The organism is Sphingobium sp. CR2-8 (genome assembly GCF_035818615.1).
Classification (GTDB): domain Bacteria; phylum Pseudomonadota; class Alphaproteobacteria; order Sphingomonadales; family Sphingomonadaceae; genus Sphingobium.
Genome location: NZ_JAYKZY010000002.1, coordinates 2,249,328 through 2,271,375, shown reverse-complemented (window position 1 = coordinate 2,271,375; position 22,048 = coordinate 2,249,328). Strand labels below are relative to the sequence as shown.

Below are 22,048 nucleotides of genomic sequence, written 5' to 3'. Positions count from 1 at the left end.
GCGGGACAAGTCACCGCTTTCCGTAGCGTCCAATATTGCGCGCGCTGGAAACCCCAATCGCGCGTTTACCAAATCGCAATGCCACCCGGCCATAACGGCGGGACCGTGCCAGGCCTCATCCACCTCCTTCGCACCGCGCTGCGCGAGCGCTTTGCGCCCCGCACCCAGCAAAGCGCTGAGGTGAAGGACAGTCTTGTCAAAGCGCTGTACGCCTCGCCCGCCTCGTTGCTGAGCGGTGCGATTTCCGGCGGATCGCTCGGATTGGTGGTCGCCTATTATGCGCAGCTGCCCCCCATAACCGTCATTTCCGTGCTGATCTGCGTCGTGGGCGTCAGCCGGTCGATATCCGCCGTCTATTTCCAGCGGCAACTGGCGCATCAGGATAGACCGGCCAGCCCGATCTGGGGCGCGTCCTATGAACTGGGCGCCTGGGCCTATGCCGCATTGCTGGGTCTGCATGCGCTGGCCACGCTGACGATGACGGATGCCGCGACCCTGCATGTGCTGAGCGTCGGCATGGTGGCCTCCTATGCCGGTGGCATATCGGGGCGCAATGCAGGCCGCGTCCATGTCGCGGTGGGGCAGACCTGCTTCTCGCTGCTGCCCACCTCTTTGGGTCTGATCCTGGCCGGGGGGCTGGGCTATACGGTGCTGGGCATTTTGTGCTTCCTCATGATCTTCGCCATGGCGGAGATTACCAAGACGACGCATCGCGTCGTCTTGCAGGCGCTGCTCGCCAAGAATGAAAAGGCGATGCTGGCCCAGAAATTCGAGCGGTTGGCGCGCTACGACAGCCTGACCGGCGTCGAAAACCGCATGGCGATGCAGATGCGCTTGCAGGATCTGTTCGAACAGCGGGAATCGGATCAGGACGCGATGGCGATCCTGTGGATGGATCTGGACCGGTTCAAGGAAATCAACGACACGCTGGGGCACATGGTCGGCGACCAGCTGCTGTGCCAGGTGGCGGAACGGCTGATCCATTCGGTGTCCGGTCGCGCGCATGTCGCCCGTTTCGGCGGGGACGAATTCATCATCATCTGCGCTCATGGCGATCGCGTCGTCGCCGATGCGGTGGCATGCGACATCATGCGCGAATTTGCGCATCCCTTCGATGTCAGCGGCTATTCGCTCAGCGTCACGGCCTCCATGGGCATCGCGGTGGCGCCAGCCGACGGCCGCGAAGCCGACGAACTGCTGCGTCACGCGGACCTGGCGCTCTATCAGGCCAAGCATGGCGGCCGGAACCGCCACAGCCGGTTCGACTGGTCGATGAAGGAACGGCAGAACCGGGTCTACGAACTGGAAATGGGCCTGCGCGCCGCGCTGGCCAATGGCGACCTGCGGCTGCACTATCAGCCGATCTTCAACAGCACGACCGGGCGCATCGTCATCTGCGAAGCGCTGATGCGCTGGGATCATCCGCGACTGGGACCGATTTCGCCCGGCGAGTTCATCCCGATCGCGGAAAGCAGTTCGCTGATCGAACCGATCACCACATGGGCGCTGGAAAAGGCCTGTATGGACGCCATGACGTGGGACGACGATATCCGCGTCGCCGTCAACATTTCGCCCGCGCTCATCAAGAGCGACGGGCTTTCGCGATCCGTGATGGCCGCCCTGCTCAAGGCCGGGATGCGCGCCCGACGGCTGGAACTGGAAGTGACCGAGTCCACCTTCCTGGAGGATGACGGGCATACCCATCTCATCCTGGCGGAACTGCGCCGTATCGGCCTGCGGCTGGCGCTGGACGATTTCGGCACCGGCTATTCCTCGCTCGGCTCGCTGCGGTCGCATGCCTTCGATACGATCAAGGTGGATCAGAGCTTCATGCGCGGCGTGGGCGAAAATCCGCGCGATCGCGCGATCGCGCAATCCGTCGCCTATCTCGCCCATTCGCTGGACGTGGAAACCGTCGCTGAAGGCATCGAATCAGAAGAGCAGTTGCGCTACGCCCGCGAAGTGGGCTTCACCAACGTGCAAGGCTTCGTGCTGGCACGACCGATGCCGATCGACGCGCTGCTGACGCTGATGGCGCAGATGCAGGACGACGGATCGAACATCGCCGGCCTGATGGAGCAGCGCCGCCTCGCCTGACGCAAGGCGCCGCTGCTAGTGAGGATGGTCAGCGCGTCAATCGCGTCTGCGCGGAGGCCAGGCGGCGCATCATGCGCATGTCCTTGAGGTCGATCTTCACCGCCGACGCCGCCCAGTTTTCGACGATGTCCTTGAGTTCCTCATAGTCGAGCGGATCGACGCGCCGTCCTGCCTGAAACACGCCGACATGGCCGGAGTGATGCGGGCGGGTCGACGTGATGTAATCGCGCACCGCCTCTTCCCCTTCGCCATCCTCCACCAACCGGTGGACGATACCCAAGTCGTACATTTCCTCCGCGCTATAGACCTTGCCCGACAGGATCATGCGTTCGGCCATCAGGCGGCCCAATTTGCGCGCCAGGATGGAATAGGCGCCCATACCCGGAAACAGCCCGAATAGCATTTCGGGCAGGCCGAACCGCGCACTGCGTTCGGCAACGACGATATCGAAGCACAAAAGCGCCTCGAATCCGCCGCCCAGGGCGTCCCCCTGCGCCAATGCGATCGAGATGACCGGCATGTCGCCATTGCGCCACGTCCGGTTGACCACATCGATACAGGCGTGACCATAGTCGATGAGACCCGCCAGATCGCCGCGCTCGATGCACCCCGCAAACAGTTCCAGGTCGCCACCTAGGTTGAACACGCCGGGGAAGCGCGATCCTGCTACCAGATATTTGATCGGCAACTGGCCCGTGTCGAACAGGCGTTTGCTTTCGACATACCAGGCGCGGACGTCGCGTAGCATCGCTTTGGAAAAATTGGGCCGTTCGGCAGGCGCCATGAACGCCCATAGCGTCTCCAGCAATTCGTCCCACTGAACGTCGATCTGGCCAAGATCGAAAAGTTTCGACCGGCCCAAAGCCCCGACGGGCTGCGTTTCCGTAGCGTCGACCGATGAATTCAACCCCTCGGTATAATAATCCTCGGATACGTCCTGCGCGTCTTCCCTTATCGGGCTAAAGCGTCCTGAATCAATCATATGCGACCCCATCTTGTTATATGGCGTGAAAAGATCAGGCTGGACGACAGCATGCAATCAAACGGCGACATATTGACAGTGTGTTAACCATTTTTGCTCTGCACTGTTGCAATCGGGCCGCCCCTAATGCCGCCAAAATGGCGATATCGTTGCGCCAATGTCACAAATGCCCTTGTTGTAAGAGTGTACGATAGGCGATCAGGGCTTTGTTAACCTTTGTTAATTACGTCCGTCGCTCATGAACGACCCACGCCAGCCCCCACGCCAGCCATCGCCCTGTGTCACCTTGGCCCTGCACGATGCGCAGGGCGCGCCCTGGCCCCTGCGGCTGTCGGCGGACTGTCTGCGGTTCATCGGCGCCTATCGCCGGGTAGAGGGTTTCAACATCGATGCGATGGCGTTGTTCGAGGGGGTGCGCCGGTCAGGCTGACCGCCCCCGATCGCGTCCATGCCTTGTGCAGGCGCGTCTTCGAACGTAGAGCGCGGCGATGACCCACCCTCGTTTTTCCTTCTCGATCAGCGCCACGGACGGCAAGGCCCGGACCGGCGCGATCCGGATGCGCCGCGGTGAAATCCGCACCCCCGCCTTCATGCCGGTCGGCACCGCCGCGACCGTCAAGGCGATGCGCCCGGCCGAAGTACGCGCCACCGGCGCCGACATCATCCTGGGCAACACCTATCATCTGATGCTCCGCCCCGGCGCCGAGCGGATGGCGCGCCTGGGCGGCCTGCACGGCTTCATGGGCTGGGACCGGCCGATCCTGACCGACAGCGGCGGCTATCAGGTGATGAGCCTGTCGGCGCTGACAAAGATGAGCGAGGAGGGCGTCGCCTTTTCCAGCCATATCGACGGGTCCAAGCATATGCTGACCCCCGAACGGTCGATGGAAATCCAGCGTCTGCTCGACAGCGACATCGTCATGGCCTTCGACGAATGCACGAAGAATGGATGCACCCATGACGAGGGGGCCCGATCGATGGAGCGCTCCATGCGCTGGGCCAGGCGGTCGCGCGACGGGTTCGACGCAGGCGGCGACCATGCGGAACGCGCCGCCCTGTTCGGGATTTAGCAGGGGTCGCTCGACGAAGGACTACGCCGCATTTCGGCGGAGAAGCTGATCGAGGTCGGCTTCGACGGCTATGCCGTGGGCGGCCTGGCGGTGGGGGAGGGGCAGGAGGCGATGTTCGCCACGCTCGATTTCGCGCCCGGCATGCTGCCACAGGACAAGCCGCGTTATCTGATGGGCGTGGGCAAGCCCGACGACATCGTCGGCGCGGTGGAGCGCGGGATCGACATGTTCGACTGCGTGCTGCCGACCCGGTCGGGCCGCAATGGTCAGGCGTTCACATGGGCGGGGCCGCTCAATATCCGCAACGCCAAGTTCAACGAGGATATGGGCCCGCTCGATCCGCGTTGCGGCTGCCCGGTATGCGCGACCTGGAGCCGCGCCTATCTGCATCATCTGGTGAAGGCAGGGGAAATGCTGGGGGCCATGCTGATGACCCAGCATAATATCCATTTCTACCAGGAACTGATGCAGGGCCTGCGCGATAGCATCGCCGCGGGTTCGCTCGCCGCCTTCACTGCGAATTTCCGCCGCGACTATCGCCGGGTGTGAAGCGGATTATGGAATGACGGTGATGACGATGGTATAGCTGCCCGTCTCGCCGTCATAATCCAGCGGCGCGCGCAATTGGCGGGAAAGGCCCGTCAATACCCGGCCATAGCGCTCATCCAGGCGGCTCGCCATATCGTCGGACGTCCGCAGGCCGGGCGACTCCACGGTCAGCCGCGCCCGATCGTCCCGGTCCGGTTCCAGCTGTATCGAAATGCGCATGCCCGCCTGGGGGGCCAGCACCATCGCAAGCTCGATGATCTCGGTCAGCAGGAAAGCGATCGGCACCGCCACGTCCTGACTGATGTGCAGATTGTCGCTGTCGATCTGGATGGCGAAACGCCGTGCCTCGGTCGGCGCGGTGCCGCGCAGGCTGGCGGACAATTCGCTGATCAGCGGGCGAACGCCGACACCGCGATTTTCTTCCAGTTCGGCAAAATGATTGCGGTGGACGACCGACAGCGCATCGACCCGGCGCTGGATGGACGCATAGGCCTCCACCGCTTCGCTATTATGCGCGGACCGGGCATGCAGGTTGATAAGGCTGGCGATGATCTGAAGGTTGTTCTTGACGCGATGATGCACTTCGCGCGTCAGCTTGCGCTGGGTGTCCAGGCTGCCGGCAATTTCCGCTTCGTGCGTCGCCACATCCTTGCTGATCTCATGGAACGTCTCGCCCAGCGCCACGATCTCCTGCGCTGGCGTGCGTACGCGCTCCATCGGCTTCAACACCTCGCCGGGCTGATAATCTGCCACCACCCGTTGAAGCAGGACCAGCGGGCGTATCAACACGCGATTGACCACGAACCAGCCGATCGCGGCCGCTGCGAACCACATGACGAGAGGCAGGAAGAGCGACAGCATCCGTGCCAGCGTGGCCGGCGGATCACGCACCGTCATGGTCAGCAATATGTCGGGCGGATCGAGCCGGGCTGACAGGCTGTCTCTGTCGCCATGCATGCCGCCGGGACGGCTGACGATGAGTTCCTGGCCACCCTGTCGCAGGCTGAGCTGCCGGTTTTGCAGTGCGGTCGCGGGATCGGCGATGCTTTCGAGATGATTGCGCGAATAATAGACCAGCGCCACCAGTCGCCCGTTACCGCTGCGCACCCGGCTCACCAGATTATCGCGCAGCAATTGCGCGATCGGCCGGTCGAACCGATGATCCGACGCTATGCCTGCCGGTTCGGGCTGGGGCGATCGGCACAGGCTTCGGCCTGCGCGGTCGTAGATATAGAAATGCCCGCCCTCGGCATCATGCGACCGAAGGAAGAAAGCCAGCCGCCGACACATATTGTCGTCCGCATCCCCGTTGGCCATCGCATTGACGGCCAGTTCCAGGGCGGTGCGATCCGCCTGCAAGTCCGCCGTCAGCTTGCGCGCGCTCTGGGTCACCGCGACGCGCAGCAGCGCTTCCTTCTCCAGATCGGCGGTGCGGATGGCCTGGAGCGACGCGACAAGCGCGATCAGCCCAAGCGGCAACAGGGCCAGGGTCAGGATGACGAACATCTTGACCCCGGTCGACCGGAAGAAATGCAGCAATGGCTCGATCATCGATCGGGCTGCCGGCGGAAGGCTGCCCCCCATCATATGCCTGTCAGTCCAGCTTGCTCAGCAGATCCAGCATTTCAGACGGAATATCTTCATCCACCGCACGCTGATAGACGGTGCGCAGAACCTGCGAAACATGGGCGTCTTCCTTCGCAGCGGCGGACTGGCGCTTTCTGGACGCGGCTGCGCCCTTCACCTGCGCTTTTCGAGGCGCGTCGGCGTCCTTGTCGTCGTCGGCCACGCCCCGCTCCGTCGTTGAAGAAACCAAAATCAGCCCCTCTGCAGCAATTACCGCCATGCCGGTTCGCCCGTTTCGCGGGTTTGCGTCATGACGTCAATTCGTAGATCCGTGCAATCCATGGGAAAATCACGATATCGTCGAAAAAACTATCTGGGAGCGAAACAAAGTTGGTTGTTGATGGTTCCACCCCCCGAAGCATTTTTTAACGCAGCGCAAAGTTGTGCGGCTTTGGGGCGTCGGGGGGTTGTCATGACGACATGGACATTCCATCCTTCCCGTACGTCCCACGCTTCGGGACAATGATGCCCCGACGGGCAGGGAGAAGAATTGACGATGTCGCTTGGACAGCAACTGCACCCCCATCTTCCGTTCCTGCGGCGTTATGCGCGGGCGCTGACCGGCAGTCAGAATCATGGCGACGCCTATGTGCGCGCCGCGCTGGAAGCGATCGTCGCCGCACCGGAAGAATTTCCCAGCGACGTCGATCCGCGCCTGGGCCTCTACAAGACGTTCCAGGCCATATGGTCTTCGGCGCATCTGGAAGATCTGCCCGTGTCCGCCGGTGGTGGGCGTGAAGCCGTTGCGCAGGCGCGCCTTGCCCGCCTGACGCCGCTCCCGCGACAGGCGCTGCTGCTGACCGCGCTGGAAGGCTTCACCGTCGACGACGTCGCCTATCTGATCGATCTCGACAGCGCCGATGTCGAGGCTCTGGTCGAGGAGGCACTGGGCGAGATCGAGTCCCAGACCCGTGCGAAGGTGCTGATTATCGAGGATGAGCCGATCATCGCGATGGATATCGAAACCATCGTGCGCGATCTCGGCCATGACGTCACCGCCATCGCCGTGACCCGCGAAGACGCGGTGCGTGAAGCGCTGGCCGATCGGCCCGGCCTTGTTCTGGCGGACATCCAGTTGGCCGACGACAGCAGCGGCATCGACGCCGTGAAGGACATTCTTGCCGAATTTTCGGTGCCGGTCATCTTCATCACCGCCTTCCCCGAACGGCTGCTGACGGGCGAGCGGCCGGAACCGACCTTCCTCATCACCAAGCCGTTCCAGCGGTCAACGGTCAAGGCCGCGATTTCGCAGGCGCTTTTCTTCGACGAAGCGACCGCGCCGGCCTGAACCGGCCGACTATTAATATACGGAACCCCGATCGGATCGCTGCGTTAATGATGCGTAACGATCGGGAGACCCGTCATGGTCACGCAGGAACAGCATGTCGCCACGGATGATGCACGCGCAGGCGTGACGAACCACAATGTGCGATATGTGCTCGGTATCTCGCTGGCTCTGGCCGTGATCGCCATGCTGCTGCTTCTATGGCTGTAGGGCGTCGAAGCGGAAAGTTGGTCGTTTGTCAGTGATCGTTTTAGGGTACGGATGCACTTATGGCTTTGACGACGTCGATTCATGCGGCGAGGGCGGATTCCGGCACGGGGGGTATTCCCATGGATGACGACGTTGACGCGATCAACGGCATAGAAGAACGCGCGGCGCTGTCCGATACCGACTTTAAGCGTGAGCTAGCGGCGGTCATCCCGCATCTGCGCGCCTTTGGCCGATCGCTCTCGGGCAATCGCGACGTCGCCGACGATCTCGTGCAGGAAACCCTGCTCAAGGCATGGGCGGCGCGTAACCGCTTTCAGGCGGGCACCAATATGCGCGCCTGGACCTTCATCATCCTGCGCAACCATTATCTCTCGCAGATGCGCCGGTCGCGCTTTCGTGGCGATTGGGACGATCTGACGGCGGAACGCATCCTCGCGGCGCCGGCGGGTCAGGACAAGCATGTCGAATTGTCCGATATGCAGCGCGCGCTTCTCCAACTGCCCCAGCCCCAGCGCGAAGCGCTGATCCTGGTGGGCGCGGGCGGCTTTGCCTATGAAGAAGCAGCGGAAATTTGCGGCGTCGCCGTCGGCACTATCAAAAGCCGCGTCGCGCGTGGTCGTGCTGCGCTGGAACAGATATTGGAAAGCGGCGATCTGCCATCGCGCCGGACCCAGGTGACGACCGACACGGCCGTGCTGGACGAAATCATGGACGACGTCGATCGCCTCAGCCGTGGACGTACTGCCGACGACCATTGATCGGCTGGAACGTTCGCTTCATGTCGACCGTTTATCCGGCGTGAAGGAGAGCTATCATGGCTGACAGGCCTACCGGACCGCGAGACGGACGACCGCCCCATATATCGGTCGTTCGACGCCCGCACGGAAACGGCGTCGTCTTTGCTTTGGTGGCCCTCGCGCTCGTGCTGGCCATAGCCTTTTTCTATCTCACCAATGAAAGGCGGGGCGATCGCCAGGCCTACAAGGTGACGCAGGCCGCCGGGTCGATCGACGATGCTGCCAGGGTCGTGAGCGACGCCGCCCAAAATGCGGCCGACAAATTCCGTAACGATCGCTGAAATTAGCCGACGGGTTCCACAACACCAAGTTGCATTGATAGGAACATATAGTCAGTTGTTCCCCGGCCTACGCCGGGCAACTGCCTTATGGGTCAGCATCATCGCATCATAGTATGTTTCGTCATCGCTGCCGGTGGGCGACGATCGAAAGAAACGACGCGGCGGTGCAGATAGCTGCATTCCGGTTCCAACTGTGAAGCTGTCTGTCGGAACAGGTTCCACCTCGTGCCTCGTTCAGCGTTAAAAAAGCCAAGGCTATCAAAGGTCTCTATATCGCCATGACCGGATATGGGCGATACGAACGCCAGCGCGTGCCCTACTGCATCTCCACATCGATTCAGCATTTCTTTGCCATTTACGGGCAGGGTGCGCGCACTGTCGGATAATCTTACATCCCGTGTAAGAAACGCCGGCCCGGTGAAGGCGCCAACCCGGCCGCCAGCAGGATATGCGTGACGATGATCAGGTTGTTCAAACATTATGTGCCGCATGCGGTGCTGCTGCTGGGCCTGCTCGATTTCGCGCTGCTGCTTTGCGCGGCGGAGGGGGGCTGGGTCTTGCGCGCGCATCAGATCGGCATGGATGTCGACCATGTCATGACGCGCATCGGGCCGCTGCTCAGCTTCGCCATCGCGATCCAGACGGGCATGATCGCGGTCGGCGTCTACGGTCCCGAAGCGCTGCAATCGATCCGCTTCGCCTTCGCGCGCCTGCTGGTCGCGGTGTCGCTGGGCGTCATCTTCCTGTCGGTTCTCTACTTCCTGTTGCCGGGCATGACCCTGTGGCGATCCAATTCGCTCTACGCCATGGGCCTCGCCATGGGCCTCCTCGTGCTGGTGCGCCTGCTGCTGGGTTCGATGCTGGGCGGCGAAGCGTTCAAGCGGCGGCTGGTCGTGCTGGGCGCGGGCAATCGCGCCAACCGGATCAAGGCGCTGGAAAGCAAGCGCGGCGCGGGCTTCCTGGTGGTCGGTTTCATCGCGATGAATGACGGGCCGCAGGTGATCCCCGAAGCAATCAATCGCGACGCCGTCTTCAACCTGTCCGACTTCGTCGTGCGTCTGAACGCCAGCGAAGTGGTGCTCGCTTTGGAGGAACGCCGCAACGCCATCCCCATGTCTGACCTGTTGCGGATCAAGACCACGGGCGTCCATGTCAACGACCTGTCCACCTTCCTGGAACGGGAAACGGGCCGCGTTGACCTGGCCAGCGTCAATCCCAGCTGGCTGATCTTTTCCGATGGGTTTTCCGCCGGTCGCCGCATCTCCAGCTTCGCCAAGCGCCTGTTCGACATCGTCGCCAGTTCGATCCTGCTGGCGCTGACCGGCCCCATCATCCTGCTCGCCGCGATCCTGGTGAAGATGGACAGCAAGGGACCGGCTTTCTACCGGCAGCAGCGCGTCGGCCTGTTCGGCCAGGAATTCTGGATCGTGAAGCTGCGCACCATGCGGCTGGATGCCGAGGTCGACGGCCAGGCGGTCTGGGCGGAAAAGGACGATCCGCGCATCACCCGCCTGGGCTATTGGCTGCGCAAGCTGCGCATCGATGAACTGCCGCAGACCTGGACCGTGCTGAAGGGCGAGATGAGCTTCGTCGGCCCGCGCCCCGAACGGCGCCAGTTCGTGGAGGATCTGGAACAGCATCTGCGCTATTATGCCGAACGCCATATGGTGAAGCCCGGCATCACCGGCTGGGCGCAGATCAACTATCCCTATGGCGCGTCGATCGAGGATAGCCGGCACAAGCTGGAATATGACCTCTATTACGCCAAGAATTACACGCCCTTCCTCGACCTGCTGATCCTCATCCAGACGTTGCGTGTCGTGCTCTGGCCCGACGGCGCGCGTTGAGGCGATAGCGGACGATGGGCGCGCTCCTGCAATTTGTCGGCGACTGGGGCCATGCGCTCGCCGCCGTGCTGTTCGCGGCGCTGGGCATCTTCCTGCTCCGTCGCCGCGACGATGCGCCCGAACCGCGCCTGCTGGCCGCCGCTCTTCTGCTGACCTCCTGCTGGGCGCTTTACGTGTCGTTCGGCGGCGTGTCGAAACCGCTGTCGGGCATCGGCGAAAGCGTCCGCAACGCCGCCTGGCTGCTCGCTCTCTATGTCATGCTGCGCCGGGGACCGGTGGGGCGGGCCGGATCGATCGCGGCGATCAGCCCCGTCTATGCCGCCGTCGCTGGGCTGCTGCTGCTCCAGACCTTCACCGACCTCATATGGCGGCAATTGTCCCCGCTCAGCGAATTGCACCGCGCGCTCGTCACCTGTTCGCTGATCCTGCGCATGATGACCGCGATCGGCAGCCTCTTGCTGGTCCATCATCTCTACACCGCCTGGCCCTCGCGCGAGCGGGGCGGGGTGGCGTTGCTGCTGGGATCGCTGGCCGCGATGTGGACCTATGATCTCAGCCTCTACGCAATTCGCTGGTTCGCACCCAACCATGTGAACGAGCTTTACGCGCTGCGCGGCCTGTTGATGGCGCTGGTCGCGCCCGTGATCGCCGTGGGCATGCGCAAGGGCATGGCCGGTCGCCTGCAACTCTCGCGCGCCATCACCTTTCAGTCGCTATCGATCGTGGCCGTGGGCCTTTATGTCGTGGTGCTGACGGCGGCGGCGGTGCTGATCGAACTGATCGCCGGTCCCTATGCCCGCGTGGTGGAGATCGGCGCGGTCTTCTTCACCGCCGTCACCGCGCTGGTGCTGCTGCCATCGCCCCAGATGCGGGCGCTGTGGAAAGTGCAGGTCGCCAAGCATTTCTTCCAGCACCGCTACGACTATCGCACCGAATGGATGCGCTTTGGCGACACGATCGGCCGCCCCGGCGAGGATGCCGCGCCGCTGGGCGAGCGCGTGGCCAAGGCGATGGCCGACATCACCGATTCCCCCGGTGCGATGCTGTTGCTGCGCGACGAGCGAGGGGGGCTGGCGTTCGAAACGCACTGGAACTGGGGCAGCGACCAAGCGCAAATGGATGCCATTGCGCCCGCGGCCGTGCTGCATCTGGAACAGAGCGGCTGGATCGTCGATCTGGCGCGTCTGAAAAGCAGCGACGCCGCCCTGAACCTGCCCGATTGGATGACGCAGGATCGCCGCGCCTGGGCGCTCGTTCCGCTGATCCATTATGGCCGCCTGATCGGCGCGCTGCTGCTCGCCCGCCCGCCGATCGACCGGCGGCTGGACTGGGAGGATTTCGACATGCTCCGCGCCGCCGGACGGCAGGCCGCGACCCATATCAGCGAAGCGCAGGGCCAGCAGGCCCTGGACGACGCGCAACGGTTCGAGGAATTCAACCGCCGCTTCGCCTTCATCATCCATGACGTCAAGAATCTGGTCAGCCAATTGTCGCTGCTGTCGCGCAATGCGGAACGCCATGCCGACAATCCCGATTTCCGCGCCGACATGGTGCTGACGCTCAAGGAATTGGTGGGCAAGATGAACGACATGCTCGCCCGCCTGTCACAGCATAACAAGGCGCGGGCGGAGGAGCCGCGCGCCACGCCGCTCATTGACCTGCTGCAACAGGTCGCCCGCACCCGCGCGCGCCAGCATCCCGTCCATGTCAGCGGCGACGCCCCGCCCGCTCTGGCCGATCCGGCGCGGGTCGAACAGATCGTCACCCATCTGCTCCAGAACGCGATCGACGCCAGCGCGCCCGACAGCCCGGTCGACCTGCGCCTGTCCACAGAAAACGGCGAAGCGATCGTCGCGATCATCGATCGCGGCAAGGGGATGAGCGCCGAATATATCCGCCGTGACCTGTTCAAACCCTTTTCCTCCAGCAAGGCGGCGGGCTTCGGCCTTGGCGCGTTCGAAGCCCGCACCCTGGCGCAGGCGATGGGCGGCCGGATCGAGGTGGAAAGCAAGCCCGGCGCGGGCAGCCGCTTCACCCTGCGCCTGCCGCTGGCCCCCCGGACAGATAGACAAGAAAAGGCCGCCTGATGAGCGACACCCGTCCCAAATTGCTGATCGTAGAAGATGATCCGGGACTCCAGCGGCAACTCCGCTGGGCCTATGAGGATTATCAACTCTTCATCGCGGGCGACCGGCAGGAAGCGATCGAGATGCTGCGCGCGGAAACGCCCGACGTGGTGACGCTGGACCTTGGCCTGCCGCCGGACCCGGACGGCACCAGCGAAGGCTTCGCTACCCTGGCCGACATGCTCCGGATCAAACCCGATACGAAGATCATCGTCGCGTCCGGCCATGGCGCGCGCGAAAGCGCACTGGATGCGATTGCCGGTGGCGCATATGATTTCTATCAAAAGCCGGTCGACATCGACGAACTGGGCCTGATCGTCCGCCGCGCCTTCCACGTCCACGCGCTGGAGCGCGAAAATGCGCGCCTCGCCGAAACCGCGCCGGACGACGCGCGCATATTGGGCCGGATCATTTCCGGCGCGCCCGAAATGATGAAGGTCGCCCGCACGATCGAGCGGGTGGCCGCCGCGCAGGTGTCCGTCCTGCTGCTGGGCGCAAGCGGCACTGGCAAGGAATTGCTGGCGCAGGGCCTGCACGACGCCAGTCCCCGCCGCAATGGTGCGTTCGTCGCGATCAATTGCGCGGCCATCCCCGAAACGCTGCTCGAATCCGAACTGTTCGGCCATGAAAAGGGCGCTTTCACCGGCGCGATCAAGACGACGCCCGGCAAGATCGAGCAGGCGCAGGGCGGCACGCTGTTCCTGGACGAAGTCGGCGACATCCCGCTTGCCTTGCAGGTCAAGCTGTTGCGCTTCCTCCAGGAACGGGTGATCGAACGGATCGGCGGGCGACAGCCGATCGCGGTGGACACGCGCATCGTCTGCGCCACCCACCAGAATCTGGAACAGATGATCGCGGCGGGCAGCTTCCGCGAAGACCTTTATTATCGCCTCGCCGAAATCGTCGTGCGCATCCCCGCGCTCAAGGAACGGCCCGGCGATCCGGCGCTGCTGGCGCGCCATTTCCTCACCCGCTTCGCCCGCGACATGAACCCGCAGGTCAAGGGGCTGGCCCCCGACGCGCTGGCCGCGCTCGACGCCTGGGCCTGGCCGGGCAACGTGCGCGAACTGGAAAACCGCATGAAGCGCGCCGTCATCATGGCCGATGGCAAGCTGATTACCGCCGCCGACCTCGACCTGGATGATGAACGGGCCGAGGGGGGCGATGTCGTGAACCTCAAGGCCGCGCGCGAAATGGCCGACCGCCGCGCCATCCGTCGTGCCATCGCGCGGACCGACGGCAATATCTCCGGCGCGGCCAAGATGCTGGGGATCAGCCGCCCGACGCTCTACGACCTGCTCAAACAATATCAGATGCAGGGTTGAAGGCGCGATGAAACGCGCCCGTATCCTGCTGATCGCCCTTGTCGTCCTGCTCGCGCTGGCCGCGGCAGGCCTGTGGCAATGGCGCAGCCATGAGCGGGACGGCAGCGCGGCGCTGACCCGTGGCCTCACCGCGCTCGAAAGGGGTGATGCACGCACCGCCCGCATCGAATTGATGAACGCGATCAAGGGCAATCCCCGCTCTGCCATCGCCCATGTCGCGCAGGCCCGCGCGCTCGTGGACCTGGGCGACGGCGCGGGCGCGCAGGCGGCGGCGGAACGCGCGCGGACGCTGGGCGCATCGCCCGCCGACACGCGCATCGTCATGGCGCAGGCGTTGTTGCTGCAAGGCGACACGGCAGGCGCGTTGCGGGAGGCGCAGGCGCGCGACGTGCCCGCCGCATCGACCGTTGCGGCGGACCGCGTGATCGCGCAGGCCGCTTTGGCGCAGGGCGACATGGGTGGTGCGCGCACGGCGCTGGAACGCGTATTGGCGACCACACCGAACGATCCCGAAAACTGGGTCGCGATCGGCCGCTTCCGCCTCCTGTCCGGGGATCAGGCCGGCGCGATCGTCGCAGCCGACCGGGCGGTGGCGCTGGCCCCCGCCAGCGCAAAGGCGCTGACCCTGCGCGGCGAACTGACGCGCGCCCAATATGGCCTCACCGCCGCCTTGCCCTGGTTCGAACAGGCGCTGGCGGCCAATCCCAATTCGGTGCCCACGCTCGAACAACTGGCCGCAACGCTCGCCGATGCCGGTCAGGCGGCCCGGATGCTGGGCCTCACCCGGCGCATCCTGGCGCTCGACCCGTCCAACCCCCGCGCCTGGATCATGCAGGCGGTGATGGCCGCGCGGGCAGGGCAGGACGATCTGGCGCGATCGCTGCTGGGCCGGACGCAGGGGCGGCTGGACGACGAACCGGCCACCCGGCTGCTGCGCGGCGTCCTGCAATTGCGCGACGGCAACCCCGTGCTCGCCACCGAAGCGCTCGCCCCGCTGGTCGCGGCGCAACCCGACAATCGCACCGCGCGCACGCTGCTGGCCCGCGCCTTCTATGCCAACCGCGATTTCGCCAGCGCCGCCTCCACGCTCGCGCCCATCGTGGCGCAGCGCGATGCCGATCCCTATGTGCTGACGCTGGCCGCCCGCGCGCAGGAGGCGCTGGGCGATCGCGCCATGGCCGACGACATGCTGACGCGCGCCGCCTGGCCCGTGCGCGCGTCGGCGGACAGCTTCGCCAGCGCGGCGGACGATCGGCTGGCGACCGGCCCAGCACCGGCCGATGCCGCGACCGCGCGCGACAATATCCCCTATATCCGCGCGCTACTCAGCACCGGCCGCAATGCGGAGGCCGTCGCGCGCGCGCGCCTGCTCAATCGGGCCAATCCCGGCGCGCCGGACGCCTGGCTGATAGGGGGTGATGCGCTGGCGGCGGCGGGCCAAACACCTGAAGCGGTGCACGCCTACGAAATGGCGGCCAACATCCGCTTCGATCGTGACGCCGCCCTGCGGCTGGCGGCCAGCCTGACCCGCACCGGCAACCCGGCGCGCGCGCGTCAGATCGTGACCCTGTTCCTCACCCAGAACCCAAATGATGTGGAAGCGCAGCGCTGGGCCGCCGACATGGCGATCCAGGCGCAGGACTGGCGCGGCGCGCTGCGCCTGCTACAGGCCGTGCGCGCCCGGATCGGCGACAATGACGCGGTGCTGATGGCCAATCTGGCGCGCGCCGCGCTGGAACAGGGCGATTCCTCCGCCGCCCGCGCCTATGCCGCCCATGCCTATCGCCTGATGCCCGCCAATCCCGTGACCGCCGACATGTTCGGCTGGGCCCTGCTGCGGACGGGGGAGAAGGGACCGGCGACCATCGACTTGCTGGAAAAAGCCGTGGCGCTCGCGCCCCAAGCGCCCGCGCTGCAACTGCATCTGGGTCAGGCCTATGCAGCGGCCAGGCGCAAGGGAGAGGCCAAGCTGGCCCTGAGCCGCGCGGCGGCGGCGCGCGGCTTTACCGGACGGCAGGAAGCACTGGACGCGCTGGCGGCTCTTTGAGCGTGCGGCCAATAGCCACGTGCATTGATAGAAACATTGAACGTTCCCCGGCGAAGGCCGGGGTCCAGTTCCACGCTCTCAACTGGACCCCGGCCTTCGCCGGGGAACCTTCAGAGCGAGGGCATGGACAAGCTAGACCTTCGCCAGATCCAGATCGTCCAGCCTGATCCCTAGCCGCCTGATCTGCGCCGCGACCGGCGGCCACACGCTGTCCAGAAAGCGTTCGCGTTCCGCCTCGCGCAGCCGGCGGGTCGCGCCATCGGCGACGAACATGCCGACCCCGCGCTTCACGATCACCAACCCGTCATCCTGAAAACTCTGATAGGCTTTCGCGACCGTCAACGGGTTGGCCCCCTGCGTCGCGGCAAAGGCGCGCACAGACGGCAGCAGGTCGCCATCGGCAAATTCTCCATCCAGGATGGAAGCGGCGATAATCTCACGCAGGCGGAGATAGACGGGTTTGGAGTCGTCGGCCATAGTGCCTCAGTGCCATAATACAGCCATGCGGGTCAATCGATATGCATTGCGCCAGCTGTGTTTCAACCGCAATTATCTGTCCCAGGTTGATACTATCGCGTCATAATCTGGCCGTGGCCGTTCTTCCTGCGGTTTGCCCGACGTGCCGATGAACACGAAGCCGGCGATCTTCTCGCCCGCCTTGCCGAATGCGTTGCGCACATCCTCGTTGAAGCTGGGCCATCCGGTCAGCCATCCACCCGCAAACCCCAGCGCATGGGTGGCGTGCAGCAGGTTCATGATCGCCGCGCCCGCCGACAATTCCTGCTCCCACACCGGGATTTTGCTGCCAGCGACCGGCGTCGACAAAGCGACGATCAGCGTCGGCGCCTGATGCGCGAACTGGTGCATCGCCTCGATCTCCAGCCGTCCCGCGTCCGGCTTCTCCGCGCGATAGGCCGCTTCCAACAGGTCCGCAAGCGCCGCCCTTTTGTCCTGCGGCACGATCACGAAGCGCCACGGGGCGAGCTTGCCATGATCGGGCGTGCGCAACGCCACCTCCAATATCTGGCGCAATTGCGCGGCGTCCGGGCCGGGCGCGATCAGGTCGCGGGGCTTTCCGGAACGGCGGGTCTGGAGCAGGGCGAGCGGGGAGGAGAGGTCGTTGAACATCGTGCCGACAGATGGCGTTCCCCTCGCTTCTACGCAAGAGCCAGCTGCCCTTTTGACAGGACGAACCCATAGGCTCTAGGCTGCGCGCCATAAGCGGCCGCCGCACGGCGGGCCGGACACAAGATAAGCAAAGGGTGCCGAATGGCGACTTCGGACATGACGACGACCGAGGCAGGGAAGACCTGGCTCGGCCATCCACGCGGGCTGTATCTGCTCTTCTTCGCGGAAATGTGGGAGCGTTTCTCCTATTACGGGATGCGCGCGATCCTGATCTTCTACCTCACCAAACATTTCCTCTTCGGGGAGGACAAGGCGTATCTGCTCTACGGCGCCTATACCTCGCTGGTCTATATCACCCCCGTCATCGGCGGCTATCTGGCCGACCGGTTCCTGGGCCCGCGCAAGGCGGTGCTGGTCGGCGGCGTGTTTATCGCCATCGGCCATTTCCTGATCGCCATCACCGAAGGACCGGGGGGCAGGACCAGCTATTCCTCAACGGCTTCTACTTTGCGCTCGCCTCCATCATCGTGGGGACGGGCTTCCTGAAAGCCAATATCTCGGTCCTGGTGGGCGAGCTTTACGCGCGCGACGATCATCGCCGCGATCCGGCCTTCTCCATCTTCTACATGGGCATCAACATGGGCGGGATGCTCGGCCCGATCGTCTGCGGTTTGCTGGGCGAATTGTGGGGCTGGAGCTGGGGCTTCGGCGCGGCGGGCGTCGGCATGCTCGCGGGCCTCGTCATGTTCGTGTGGCTCAAACCCTGGCTGCTCGGCAAAGGGGAGCCGCCCGCGCCGCAGCTATTGCGGCGGCGGACCGCCACCGGCCTCAGCCAGGAATGGACCATCTATCTGGCCGCCGCGCTGGGCGTCGCCGCCATCTGGCTGGTGATCCGCTATGCCGAACTGCTGGGCTATGCGCTGCTCGGCTTCTCCGCCCTGACCGTCCTCTATATCCTCTGGCGCACGGTCGGAACCCTGGGCAAGGTCGATCGCGACCGGATGTTCGCCGCGCTCTTCCTGATCGCGCTCAACCCGCTTTTCTGGGGTCTGTTCGAACAGACCGGATCGTCACTCAACATCTTCACCGACCGCAATGTCGATCGCAACATGCTGGGCTGGGACGTGCCGGCCTCACTGTTCCAGTCGGTCAATTCGGTCTTCATCATCCTGCTCGCGCCGCTCTTCGCGGTGCTGTGGACCTTCCTCGACAAGCGCCGCCTGGAGCCGTCCTCGCCCGCCAAATTCGGCATCGGCCTGGTCCTGTGCGGCGCGGGCTTCCTGGTGCTGGTGGCAGGCGCGGCGATGGCGGGCGAAAATCTGACCCCCGTGCTCTTCGTCTTCCTCATCTACCTGCTGCACACCATGGCGGAACTCTGCTTCTCGCCGGTCGGCCTGTCCGCCATGACGCGTCTGTCGGTGTCGAGCATGGTCGGGCTGGTCATGGGCACATGGTTCCTCGCGATGGCGGCGGGCAATTTCATCGCGGGCCTCATCGCCCGCGCCACCGGCAGCGGAGAGGCGGGCAATGTAACCCAGGTGCTGGACGTCTACACCCGCATCGGCTGGTTCGCGATCGTGGTAGGCGGGCTGGTCCTGCTCGTGTCCCCTTATATCAAGCGACTAATGCATCTCGACCTGATCGGCGCGGAGAAAAAGCCATGAAGACACACGGACGCGCGCTGTTGATCGCGGCGCTGCTGACAGGGCTGGCCGGTCCCGTCGCGGCGAAGAAGGACAAGGAAGCGCCGCCGCCTGCGCAAGGCCAGAATCAGGGCCAGAATCAGGGATCGTCGGCCGAACCGGAAAACCCCTATCACTCCACCTACAAAGCCTATCCCGGCCGCCCCACCGTGATCCGGGGCGCCACCATCTTCGACGGGGAAGGGGGCCGCATCGAAAACGGGGTCGTCTTCCTCTCTGATGGAAAAATAACGGCGATCGGCGGCCCCGACACGCCGATCCCCGCCGACATTGCGGTGTTCGACGGCACCGGCAAATATGTGACGCCGGGCGTGATCGACATCCACAGCCATCTGGGCGACTATCCCTCCCCCGGCGTCGAAGCGCTCTCGGACGGCAATGAAATGACCTCGCCGGTCACGCCGCATGTCTGGGCCGAACATAGCATCTGGCCGCAGGATGCGGGCTTCTCCCGCGCGCTCGCCAATGGCGGCGTCACGAGCCTCCAGATACTCCCCGGTTCCGCCAACCTCTTCGGCGGTCGCAGCGTCACGCTCAAGAATGTCCCCGCCCGCACCATGCAGGGCATGAAATTCCCCGGTGCGCCGCAGGGCCTCAAAATGGCCTGCGGCGAAAATCCCAAGCGCGTCTATGGCAGCAAGGGCCGCGAACCCTCCACCCGCATGGGCAATATGGCGGTCAATCGCCAGACCTGGATCAAGGCGCGCGACTATCAGAAGAAACGCGCCGCCGGAAAAGACCAGCCCCGCGACCTCGGCATGGAAACGCTGGCCGACGTGCTGGAAGGCAAGATCCTGGTCCACAACCATTGCTACCGCGCCGACGAAATGGCCAACGTCATCGATATGAGCAAGGAGTTCGGCTACAAGGTCACCGCCTTCCACCACGCGGTCGAAGTGTACAAGATCGCCGACCTGCTGCGCGACAACGGCATCTGCGCGGCGCTCTGGGGCGACTGGTACGGCTTCAAGATGGAGGCCTATGACGGCATCAAGGAGAATATCCCGCTCGTCCATCGCGCCGGTGCCTGCGCCATCGTCCATAGCGACGATCAGGACGGCATCCAGCGCCTGAACCAAGAAGCGGCCAAGGCGCTGGGCGCGGGCCGCCGCATGGGCATCGACATATCCGACGAAACGGCATGGACTTGGCTTGCCATCAACCCCGCGCGCGCCATGGGCATCGCGGACCAGACCGGCAGCCTCAAGGTAGGGAAGATGGCCGATGTCGTGCTGTGGAACGGCAATCCGTTCAGCACCTATACAAGGCCCGAAAAGGTCTGGATCGACGGCGCGCTGCTCTACGACAGCGCCAACCCGAAGCTGCGACCGGTGGTCGATTTCGAACTGGGCCAGATCGGCGCGGGAGATGTGAAATGAGCAAGATCGCCCACAAAACACCGTTCGGTTCGAGCTTGTCGAGAACCATTGCAGGGCGCAGTTCTCGACCGACGCTTCTCGACTTCGCTCGAAGCTGCTCGAACCGAACGGCCGTGATCATGTTGGCGCTGGCCACCGCCACCCCAGCCCTGGCCCAGTCCCTCGCCATCACCGGCGCGACCCTCGCCATCGGTGACGGCTCCGAACCCATCAGGAACGGCACCGTGGTCATCAGCGCAGGCAAGGTCGTGGCGGCAGGCGCGGGCGTCGCCGTCCCCGCAGGCGTCAAGACCATCGACGCAGGCGGCAAATGGGTGACGCCCGGCATCATATCGGGCTTTTCGCGCGTGGGCCTGGCCGAAGTCCCGGCGGTCCGCGAAACCAACGACACCCGCGCGGCCAAGTCGCTCTTTTCCGCCGCGATCGACGTCGCGCCCGTCATCAACCCGCGCGCCAATCCCATCGCGATCAGCCGCACGGCCGGCGTCACCCGCGCCGTCGTCGCGCCTGCCACCGCCGCCAGCATCTTCGCCGGGCAGGGGGCCGTGGTCGATCTGGGCGCGGACATGAACCCGATCACCAAGGCCCGCGCTTTCCAATATGTCGAAATGGGCGAAGCGGGCGCGGAGGAAGCGGGCGGCAGCCGCGCGGCGATGATCCTGACCTTCAAGATGATGCTGCGCCAGGCGCAGGATTATGCCAAGGCCCCGGCCAGCTATGACGGCGGCTCCCGCGACGCGCTGCTCAACCGCGTCGATGCGGAGGCTTTGGTCCCGGTCGTCAGCGGCGCGATGCCGCTGATGGTCCACGCCGAAAGCGCGCGCGACATCCTCGCCGTACTGGCCCTGCGGCAGGACTTCCCGGCGTTGAAACTCATCCTGGCGGGCGCGACCGAAGGCTGGATGGTCGCGCCACAGATCGCGGCGGCCAAGGTGCCGGTCATCACCGCAGGCCTGGAAGACTTGCCGTCCAGCTTCGAAAAACTGGCCGCGACCCAAAGCAATGTCGGCCGCCTGGTCAAGGCGGGCGTGACCGTCTCCATGGGCCTGCTGACCGGCGACGACGCCCTGCAACTGCGCGCCGCGACGCAGCAGGCGGGCAATATGGTCGCGCTCACCAAAGTGCCGGGCGCCACGGGCCTCAGCTGGGGCCAGGCGCTGCGCACCATCACTTCCGCCCCCGCCGAAGCGCTGGGCCTGGGCGACCGGATCGGATCGCTGAAAACCGGCAAGGCGGGCGACGTGGTGATGTGGGACGGCGACCCGCTGGAAATGACCTCGGCCCCCGTCGCCGTCTGGATCGACGGCGTCGCCCAACCCCTGGAAAACCGCCAGACCAAGCTGCGGGATCGGTATGCGACGCCTACGGAAGGGGCGCTGCCCAAGGCCTATGAATGGTGAGACGGGGGAGGGGGCTGCCCGTGGGCGGAATGTTTCGGTTCTTGGTGTAAGCCGCACCATAGTGTCACCCCGGACCCCTCGACAGGTTCAAGGCAGGCTTGGTCCCGGGGTCTCGCTTTTCTTCGGCCTTGGAAAGCAGCGGGATGCCGGGTCAAGCCCGGCATGACGAAAGGGCGTTCGTGATTGCGACCAGAAG

General features: G+C 64.7%; 17 protein-coding genes and 2 pseudogenes. 14 read left to right on the top strand and 5 right to left on the bottom strand.

The window, feature by feature from the left end; translation table 11 throughout:
• Window positions 1–105: 105 nt before the first annotated feature.
• Complete coding sequence (locus U5A82_RS14970) at window positions 106–2,097, top strand: putative bifunctional diguanylate cyclase/phosphodiesterase (protein WP_326291634.1); 1,992 nt, start codon at window positions 106–108, stop codon at window positions 2,095–2,097.
• Between the two features lie 28 nt (window positions 2,098–2,125).
• On the opposite strand, the gene U5A82_RS14965 is transcribed toward U5A82_RS14970, so the two are convergent.
• Window positions 2,126–3,079: a crotonase/enoyl-CoA hydratase family protein gene (locus U5A82_RS14965; protein ID WP_326291632.1), complete on the bottom strand. Its 954-nt coding sequence runs from the start codon at window positions 3,077–3,079 to the stop codon at window positions 2,126–2,128.
• Window positions 3,080–3,317: 238 nt separating this feature from the next.
• Between U5A82_RS14965 and U5A82_RS14960 the strand changes: the two genes are divergently transcribed.
• Window positions 3,318–3,509, top strand: a complete 192-nt coding sequence (locus tag U5A82_RS14960) for a hypothetical protein (RefSeq protein WP_326291630.1) — start codon at window positions 3,318–3,320, stop codon at window positions 3,507–3,509.
• A 58-nt stretch (window positions 3,510–3,567) separates the two neighbouring features.
• A pseudogene (gene tgt / locus U5A82_RS14955) lies at window positions 3,568–4,698 on the top strand (tRNA guanosine(34) transglycosylase Tgt).
• Window positions 4,699–4,704: 6 nt separating this feature from the next.
• Here the strand turns inward: tgt and U5A82_RS14950 are convergent.
• Both U5A82_RS14950 and U5A82_RS14945 read right to left on the bottom strand, forming a co-directional pair.
• Complete coding sequence (locus tag U5A82_RS14950; RefSeq protein ID WP_326291629.1) at window positions 4,705–6,249, bottom strand: sensor histidine kinase; 1,545 nt, start codon at window positions 6,247–6,249, stop codon at window positions 4,705–4,707.
• A 43-nt stretch (window positions 6,250–6,292) separates the two neighbouring features.
• On the bottom strand, window positions 6,293–6,487 hold the full coding sequence (locus U5A82_RS14945) for a NepR family anti-sigma factor (protein ID WP_326291627.1): 195 nt from the start codon (window positions 6,485–6,487) through the stop codon (window positions 6,293–6,295).
• Window positions 6,488–6,820: 333 nt separating this feature from the next.
• On the opposite strand from U5A82_RS14945, the gene U5A82_RS14940 reads away from it, so the two are divergent.
• The 8 genes from U5A82_RS14940 (at window position 6,821) to U5A82_RS14905 (ending at window position 16,242) form a co-directional block, all read left to right on the top strand.
• Window positions 6,821–7,612, top strand: coding sequence for a response regulator (locus U5A82_RS14940; RefSeq protein ID WP_326291626.1), 792 nt, complete (start codon window positions 6,821–6,823; stop codon window positions 7,610–7,612).
• A 75-nt stretch (window positions 7,613–7,687) separates the two neighbouring features.
• Window positions 7,688–7,819, top strand: coding sequence for a hypothetical protein (locus U5A82_RS14935; protein ID WP_326291625.1), 132 nt, complete (start codon window positions 7,688–7,690; stop codon window positions 7,817–7,819).
• Between the two features lie 119 nt (window positions 7,820–7,938).
• Window positions 7,939–8,577 (top strand): sigma-70 family RNA polymerase sigma factor, encoded by a 639-nt coding sequence (locus U5A82_RS14930; protein ID WP_326291624.1) that lies wholly within the window; start codon window positions 7,939–7,941, stop codon window positions 8,575–8,577.
• Between the two features lie 56 nt (window positions 8,578–8,633).
• The gene (locus U5A82_RS14925; RefSeq protein ID WP_326291623.1) at window positions 8,634–8,897 is read left to right on the top strand and encodes a hypothetical protein; all 264 of its coding nucleotides are present in this window, start codon (window positions 8,634–8,636) and stop codon (window positions 8,895–8,897) included.
• Window positions 8,898–9,355: 458 nt separating this feature from the next.
• A complete protein-coding gene (locus tag U5A82_RS14920) occupies window positions 9,356–10,744 on the top strand; it encodes a TIGR03013 family XrtA/PEP-CTERM system glycosyltransferase (protein ID WP_326291622.1) in 1,389 nt (462 codons plus the stop codon).
• 14 nt (window positions 10,745–10,758) lie between these two features.
• The gene (gene prsK / locus U5A82_RS14915) at window positions 10,759–12,831 is read left to right on the top strand and encodes an XrtA/PEP-CTERM system histidine kinase PrsK (protein ID WP_326291621.1); all 2,073 of its coding nucleotides are present in this window, start codon (window positions 10,759–10,761) and stop codon (window positions 12,829–12,831) included.
• Window positions 12,831–14,195 (top strand): PEP-CTERM-box response regulator transcription factor, encoded by a 1,365-nt coding sequence (gene prsR, locus U5A82_RS14910; RefSeq protein WP_326291620.1) that lies wholly within the window; start codon window positions 12,831–12,833, stop codon window positions 14,193–14,195. The genes prsK and prsR overlap by 1 nt, the downstream gene beginning before the upstream one ends.
• Window positions 14,196–14,202: 7 nt before the next feature.
• Window positions 14,203–16,242, top strand: coding sequence for a tetratricopeptide repeat protein (locus U5A82_RS14905; RefSeq protein WP_326291619.1), 2,040 nt, complete (start codon window positions 14,203–14,205; stop codon window positions 16,240–16,242).
• Window positions 16,243–16,374: 132 nt separating this feature from the next.
• On the opposite strand, the gene U5A82_RS14900 is transcribed toward U5A82_RS14905, so the two are convergent.
• Both U5A82_RS14900 and U5A82_RS14895 read right to left on the bottom strand, forming a co-directional pair.
• Window positions 16,375–16,719, bottom strand: a complete 345-nt coding sequence (locus U5A82_RS14900; protein ID WP_326291618.1) for a GntR family transcriptional regulator — start codon at window positions 16,717–16,719, stop codon at window positions 16,375–16,377.
• A gap of 72 nt (window positions 16,720–16,791) precedes the next feature.
• Entirely contained in the window at window positions 16,792–17,370 is a 579-nt protein-coding gene (locus U5A82_RS14895) for a nitroreductase family protein (RefSeq protein ID WP_326291617.1), read from the bottom strand.
• Between the two features lie 141 nt (window positions 17,371–17,511).
• Between U5A82_RS14895 and U5A82_RS14890 the strand changes: the two are divergent.
• From U5A82_RS14890 to U5A82_RS14880, 3 genes and pseudogenes are all read left to right on the top strand, one after another.
• A pseudogene (locus tag U5A82_RS14890) lies at window positions 17,512–19,034 on the top strand (peptide MFS transporter).
• Entirely contained in the window at window positions 19,031–20,452 is a 1,422-nt protein-coding gene (locus U5A82_RS14885; RefSeq protein ID WP_326291615.1) for an amidohydrolase, read from the top strand. The pseudogene U5A82_RS14890 and the gene U5A82_RS14885 overlap by 4 nt, the downstream one beginning before the upstream one ends.
• 119 nt (window positions 20,453–20,571) lie before the next feature.
• Window positions 20,572–21,852, top strand: coding sequence for an amidohydrolase family protein (locus tag U5A82_RS14880; RefSeq protein WP_326291614.1), 1,281 nt, complete (start codon window positions 20,572–20,574; stop codon window positions 21,850–21,852).
• Window positions 21,853–22,048 lie beyond the last annotated feature (196 nt).

Bases quoted from the DNA above. Each gene is read 5' to 3' on its own strand.
- U5A82_RS14905 (WP_326291619.1), top strand. From the start codon at position 14,203: ATGAAACGCGCCCGTATCCTGCTGATCGCCCTTGTCGTCCTGCTCGCG.
- U5A82_RS14950 (WP_326291629.1), bottom strand. From the start codon at position 6,249: ATGATCGAGCCATTGCTGCATTTCTTCCGGTCGACCGGGGTCAAGATG.
- U5A82_RS14940 (WP_326291626.1), top strand. From the start codon at position 6,821: ATGTCGCTTGGACAGCAACTGCACCCCCATCTTCCGTTCCTGCGGCGT.
- U5A82_RS14930 (WP_326291624.1), top strand. From the start codon at position 7,939: ATGGATGACGACGTTGACGCGATCAACGGCATAGAAGAACGCGCGGCG.
- U5A82_RS14960 (WP_326291630.1), top strand. From the start codon at position 3,318: ATGAACGACCCACGCCAGCCCCCACGCCAGCCATCGCCCTGTGTCACC.
- U5A82_RS14885 (WP_326291615.1), top strand. From the start codon at position 19,031: ATGAAGACACACGGACGCGCGCTGTTGATCGCGGCGCTGCTGACAGGG.
- prsK (WP_326291621.1), top strand. From the start codon at position 10,759: ATGGGCGCGCTCCTGCAATTTGTCGGCGACTGGGGCCATGCGCTCGCC.
- U5A82_RS14900 (WP_326291618.1), bottom strand. From the start codon at position 16,719: ATGGCCGACGACTCCAAACCCGTCTATCTCCGCCTGCGTGAGATTATC.
- prsR (WP_326291620.1), top strand. From the start codon at position 12,831: ATGAGCGACACCCGTCCCAAATTGCTGATCGTAGAAGATGATCCGGGA.
- U5A82_RS14880 (WP_326291614.1), top strand. From the start codon at position 20,572: ATGTTGGCGCTGGCCACCGCCACCCCAGCCCTGGCCCAGTCCCTCGCC.
- U5A82_RS14895 (WP_326291617.1), bottom strand. From the start codon at position 17,370: ATGTTCAACGACCTCTCCTCCCCGCTCGCCCTGCTCCAGACCCGCCGT.
- U5A82_RS14920 (WP_326291622.1), top strand. From the start codon at position 9,356: ATGATCAGGTTGTTCAAACATTATGTGCCGCATGCGGTGCTGCTGCTG.
- U5A82_RS14965 (WP_326291632.1), bottom strand. From the start codon at position 3,079: ATGATTGATTCAGGACGCTTTAGCCCGATAAGGGAAGACGCGCAGGAC.
- U5A82_RS14925 (WP_326291623.1), top strand. From the start codon at position 8,634: ATGGCTGACAGGCCTACCGGACCGCGAGACGGACGACCGCCCCATATA.
- U5A82_RS14935 (WP_326291625.1), top strand. From the start codon at position 7,688: ATGGTCACGCAGGAACAGCATGTCGCCACGGATGATGCACGCGCAGGC.